The 4,773-nt window shown below is 66.2% G+C and carries 4 protein-coding genes; 2 read left to right on the top strand and 2 right to left on the bottom strand.

Translation table 11 applies throughout. The features are described 5' to 3' along the window. A partial coding sequence (locus tag FUT88_RS26485) for a hypothetical protein (protein WP_222614286.1) occupies window positions 1–199 on the top strand: 199 nt, incomplete at its 5' end. On the opposite strand, the gene FUT88_RS23835 is transcribed toward FUT88_RS26485, so the two are convergent. Both FUT88_RS23835 and FUT88_RS23840 read right to left on the bottom strand, forming a co-directional pair. Continuing rightward, the gene (locus tag FUT88_RS23835) at window positions 196–1,497 is read right to left on the bottom strand and encodes an MFS transporter (protein WP_147218906.1); all 1,302 of its coding nucleotides are present in this window, start codon (window positions 1,495–1,497) and stop codon (window positions 196–198) included. The two genes, FUT88_RS26485 and FUT88_RS23835, sit on opposite strands and share 4 nt — an antisense overlap. A gap of 8 nt (window positions 1,498–1,505) precedes the next feature. Next, on the bottom strand, window positions 1,506–2,747 hold the full coding sequence (locus tag FUT88_RS23840) for an AGE family epimerase/isomerase (protein WP_147218908.1): 1,242 nt from the start codon (window positions 2,745–2,747) through the stop codon (window positions 1,506–1,508). A gap of 276 nt (window positions 2,748–3,023) precedes the next feature. Here FUT88_RS23840 and FUT88_RS23845 point away from each other — a divergent pair, with 276 nt between their 5' ends. Continuing rightward, complete coding sequence (locus tag FUT88_RS23845; protein WP_147218910.1) at window positions 3,024–4,637, top strand: glucan biosynthesis protein; 1,614 nt, start codon at window positions 3,024–3,026, stop codon at window positions 4,635–4,637. The last annotated feature ends 136 nt before the right edge of the window (window positions 4,638–4,773 follow it).

Genomic DNA, 4,773 nt, shown 5'->3' on the forward strand with positions numbered 1-4,773 from the left:
TCGCCATCTCGGGCGCGCCTTTTCTTTTGCTTACTTTTCTTTGGCAAGACAAAGAAAGGTGAGTCGGTCCCGGCAGGGAACGAAAGGAGGGTGGACCACCAACAAAAAAAATCCCAGCAAAAACCAAAAGCACAAAGAAAAAACGCCCCTCAGAGAGATCCCCTCTGAGAGGCGTTCATTCATCCACGAGACCAGTTAAGCCACAGGCGCCGTCCCCGCCCCATGCTCATGCCTGCCCGCCGGCTTGACGATCGCCAGCGTAGCAATCAACCCGCACAGCGCGGCAAACGACACCCACACGCCCGGCATTGCCTTGTTGCCCGTTTCGTGGATCAGCCACGTGGCAATCGCTGGCGTGAAGCCGCCGAAGATGGCCGTGGCGAGGCTGTACGCCAGCGAGAAACCCGTGGTGCGCACTTCCGGCGGCATGATCTCGGTGAGCGTGACGACCATCGCGCCGTTATAGCTGCCATACAGGAACGACAGCCACAGCAGCACGATCAGCATGCGGGCGAACGACGGTGCGCTCACCAGCCACTGCATGGCCGGGTACGCCGTCACCAGCATCAGCACGGTAAAGAGGATCAGCAGCGGGCGGCGGCCGACGCGGTCGGACACCGCGCCCATCACCGGCAGCCAGAAGAAGTTCGAGGCGCCCACGCACAGCGTGACGATCAGGCTGTCCATGTCCGACAGGTGCAGCACGCTCTTGCCGAAGGTCGGCGTGTAGGCGGTGATCAGGTAGAACGACACCGTGGTCATCACGACCATCAGCGTGCCTGCGCCCACCAGTCGCCAGTTCTGGCCCATCGAGCGGAACACGGCGCGCAAGTCCGGACGGTGCTTGCGCTTCTGGAACTCTTCCGTCTCTTGCAGCGAGCGGCGGATGATGAACAGGAACGGCACGATCAGGCAGCCGATCAGGAACGGCACGCGCCAGCCCCATGCGCTCATCTCGGACGGCGGCAGCAGGTACGACATCATCACGCCCAGCAGCGCGGCAAACATGACCGCCACCTGCTGGCTGGCCGACTGCCAGCTCACGAAGAAGCCCTTCTTGCCCGGGGTGGCGATTTCGGCGAGGTAGACCGATACCCCGCCCAGCTCCACACCAGCCGAGAAGCCTTGCAGCAACCGGCCGATCAGCACCAGCAGCGGCGCCGCCAGCCCGATGGTGGCGTAGCCCGGCACCAGCGCGATCAGCAGCGTCCCGCAGGCCATGAGCGCCAGCGTGACGATCAGGCCCGTGCGACGGCCGTGACGGTCGATGTACGCGCCCAGGAAGATTGCGCCCAGAGGCCGCATCAGGAAGCCGGCGCCAAAGGTGACCAGCGACAGCATCAGCGAGAGGAACTCGTTGCCGGCGGGGAAGAAGGTGTCGGCGATGGCCTTGGCGTAATAGCCGTAGACCATGAAGTCGTACATCTCCAGGAAATTGCCGCTAACCACCCGGAAGACGGTGCGGGCCTTGGATTCGTTGGGGTTGGAGGTATGCATGATGGATTTCACTCAACAGCTTGGGTACAACGTGCGGGCGAGCCGGTCAGCGAACTGCGGGCCGCCTCGTAAAAGGTGGTGATGTGGTACGGCGTGCTGGACGGCATGTCGTCGCGCAGGCGCTGGCCGGCGGGGTCGATCACCTCGTTCCAGCCTCGTGCGTGCAGGAAGCGTGCCGACCACACCGGCAGCAGACGCGCGAGCAGAGCGCCCCGCGTTTCGGTGCACAGCGCCAGGGCGCGGCCGTATTCGGTCTGCGCCCAGATGCGCTGGCTGGCGTCGCGCATCGTGCCGTCCAGGTTGAGCGACAGGCACACGCCCTGCGTCTCGGCATCTACGCCATCGGCGCAGGCGGCATCCACCGCGCGGGCGAGGGTCTCGGCCAGATGTCGGCCGGCTTCGGAGCGCGTAAAGACGTCGGCATGTGCGCGCACGAGGTAGAACCATTCGAACTGGTGACCGGGTTCGATGCGGTTGTCGGTGCAGGCCTCATCAACCGGCAACTCGGCGATGCTGCCCGTGCGCGGATCTATGAAGCGCGCGAGGATGCCCTCGGCCAGCGTGCGCACGCCGGCCTCGGCCCACGCGGGCGGCTCGTCCAGCGCGGCGGCGGCCAGGTACGCCTCGGTCAGATGCATCACCGGGTTCTGCGCGACGCCGGCCAGCGTGGTGCTGAACGTGCCGTCCATGGAGGCCACCGGCAGTGCCTTGGCACCGGCGCGTGCAAAGCTGCGCGTGATCACGTCGTGCGCGTCGTGCATCAGCGCGGCGGCACGCGGGTCTTCGCTCACGGCCAGCCAGTGTGCCGCGGCAAACAGCACGAAGGCGTGCGTGTACAGATCCTTGGTGGTGTCTTGCGGAGCCAGCGCGCTGTCGATCGCAAACACCCAGCCGCCGTGGATCGTGTCGCGAAAGCGCGTGTCCAGGGCATGGCACAGGGCGGCGGCGCGTTCGGCGCAGAGATCCCGGTGGCGCTTGGAGAGCTGCGTGGCGCGCGCGAAGGTGTACAGCTGCCGCGCACAGGCCATCGCCCGGTACCGCGCGGTGGACGCCGGCACGAGTGCGCCGTTGTCGACGACGAGCGCCTCGTAGCAGAGACCGGCCTGCGCGTTCCAACCGGGGCCGAGCCACATGGGCAGCAGAACGTTGTCGTAGTAGCGGTCGAACGATTCCAGCGCAGCCGCAATCGCGGCGGACGATTCGGTCGCGGCCGTGTCGGGCAGCGGGGGCGTGGAGGATTGTGAAAGCATGTGCGCCGTGAGGATCGTGGCGGGCATCGACCCGTTTCAGCCAGGCCGATTGCTCGGATCTGTTCTGTTCACCATAGGCGACGTACACGCGTTGTACATGTGAACAGACCCGGGATTGTGCTCCAACTGGCTGCCCTGCGCCACGCACAACAGGCGCAATCCCGGTCGCGGCGCAGGGTTGTGGGTCCAATGAAAGGTTTTTGCCGGATGCTGCCCGGGCGTGGGTTGTGCGAAGATGAATCACCCCTGGCTCATCCCCTGGTCCTGCCCCGATCCATGCACCGTCGCGACCTGCTCAAGCAGTTGGCCGCCGGGCTGCTTGCCCTGGCTCCTGGTTTGTCCCGCAGCGCCACGCCCGGCACCGCCGCTGGCGCCCCCGAACCGTTTGACGAAGCTCGCCTGCTGGCGCGTGCGCGGGCGTTGGCCGCAAGGCCCTACCGGCCGCGCAGCACGCAGCTGCCCCCGCCGCTGGCTGCACTCGGCTGGGATGGCTATCAATCGATTGGCTATCGCGCGGATCACGCATTGTGGGCCGGCCAGCACCTGCCGTTCGAAGCCAAGTTCTTCCATCTGGGGCTCTTCTTCAAGTCAGCCGTGCAGATGCACGAGGTGGTCGACGGCCAGTCGCGCCTGATCGCCTACGACCCGGCCATGTTCGATTACGGCAAGAGCGGACTGGATCACCAGACGCTACCGGCCGACCTCGGTTTCGCGGGTTTCCGGCTGACGACCAAGGCGGATCCGACGCGCGATGTGGCCGCCTTCCTCGGTGCCAGCTATTTCCGCGCAGTGGGCGGGCAGTGGCAGTACGGCATGTCGGCGCGCGGGCTGGCGATCGATACCGGCCTGCCGCGCGCGGAAGAGTTTCCGGACTTCACGGAATTCTGGCTGGTGCGCCCGGCCACCGATGCCGATACGTTGCGCGTCTACGCATTGCTCGATTCACCCAGCGTGGCCGGCGTCTACCGCTTCGACATCCGCCCCGGCGACACGCTCGTGATGGACGTGGCCGCCACGCTTTACGTCCGCAAGCCGATCGAGCGCCTGGGCATCGCGCCGCTGACCAGCATGTTCCTCTACGGTGAAAACGACCGCACCGACCGCGCCGGCGATCGCCACAGTGCCGCGCGCCGCTGGCGTGCGTCGGACTGGCGCCCGGAAATCCATGACTCCGATGGCCTGGCCATCTGGCGCGGTTCGGGCGAGTGGGTCTGGCGGCCGCTGGCCAATCCTCCCATGCTGCGCAGCCAGCGGTTTGTCGACGACAGCCCGCGCGGTTTCGGCCTGCTGCAGCGTGACCGCAATCCCGATCACTATCAGGATGACGGCGTGTTTTACGAGAAGCGCCCGAGCGTGTGGGTGGAGCCCACGCATGATTGGGGTGAGGGCGCGGTGGAACTGGTGGAGCTGTCGGCCAACGACGAAACCTTCGACAACATCGTCGCGTTCTGGCGGCCGGCCGTGGCGCCGCATGCCGGGCAGGAACTGGCGTTCGGCTATCGGCTGACGTGGGGCGCGCAGCCCGCGGCGGCCTCGCCGCTGGCGCGCGTGGTGGCGACGCGCACGGGCATTGGCGGCGTGGTGGGGCAACCGCGCAAATACTTCTCGTGGCGGTTTGTCGTGGACTTTGCCGGCGGCGAGCTGTCGCGGCTGGGGCGCAGCACGGCGGGGTCGACTGTGGAGCCCGTCATCCGTGCCTCGCGCGGGCGGGTGGAGATTGCGTCGGCGCGGCCGCTGGCGAGTATCGATGGTGTCCGGGCGATGTTTGATGTGGTGCCGGATGCGAGCAATGCGCCGATTGAGTTGTTGCTGACGTTGCAGTCGGGGGAGCGGTTGCTGTCTGAGACTTGGGCGTATCAGTGGACGCCGCCGGTGGATCGGGGCGTGTGAGCGTCGTTTATTGGGGCGTCGGCTTTTATGGCTGGTGCCGGTCCATCTCTTGTTTCATCCCCTGCCGGGGCTGAGTCACTTTCTTTGTCTTGCCAAAGAAAGTAACCAAAGAAAGGCGCGCCCGAGATGGCGAAAG

The sequence above is a fragment of the Ralstonia sp. TCR112 genome (assembly GCF_007997035.1).
In the GTDB taxonomy this organism is placed as follows: domain Bacteria; phylum Pseudomonadota; class Gammaproteobacteria; order Burkholderiales; family Burkholderiaceae; genus Ralstonia; species Ralstonia edaphi.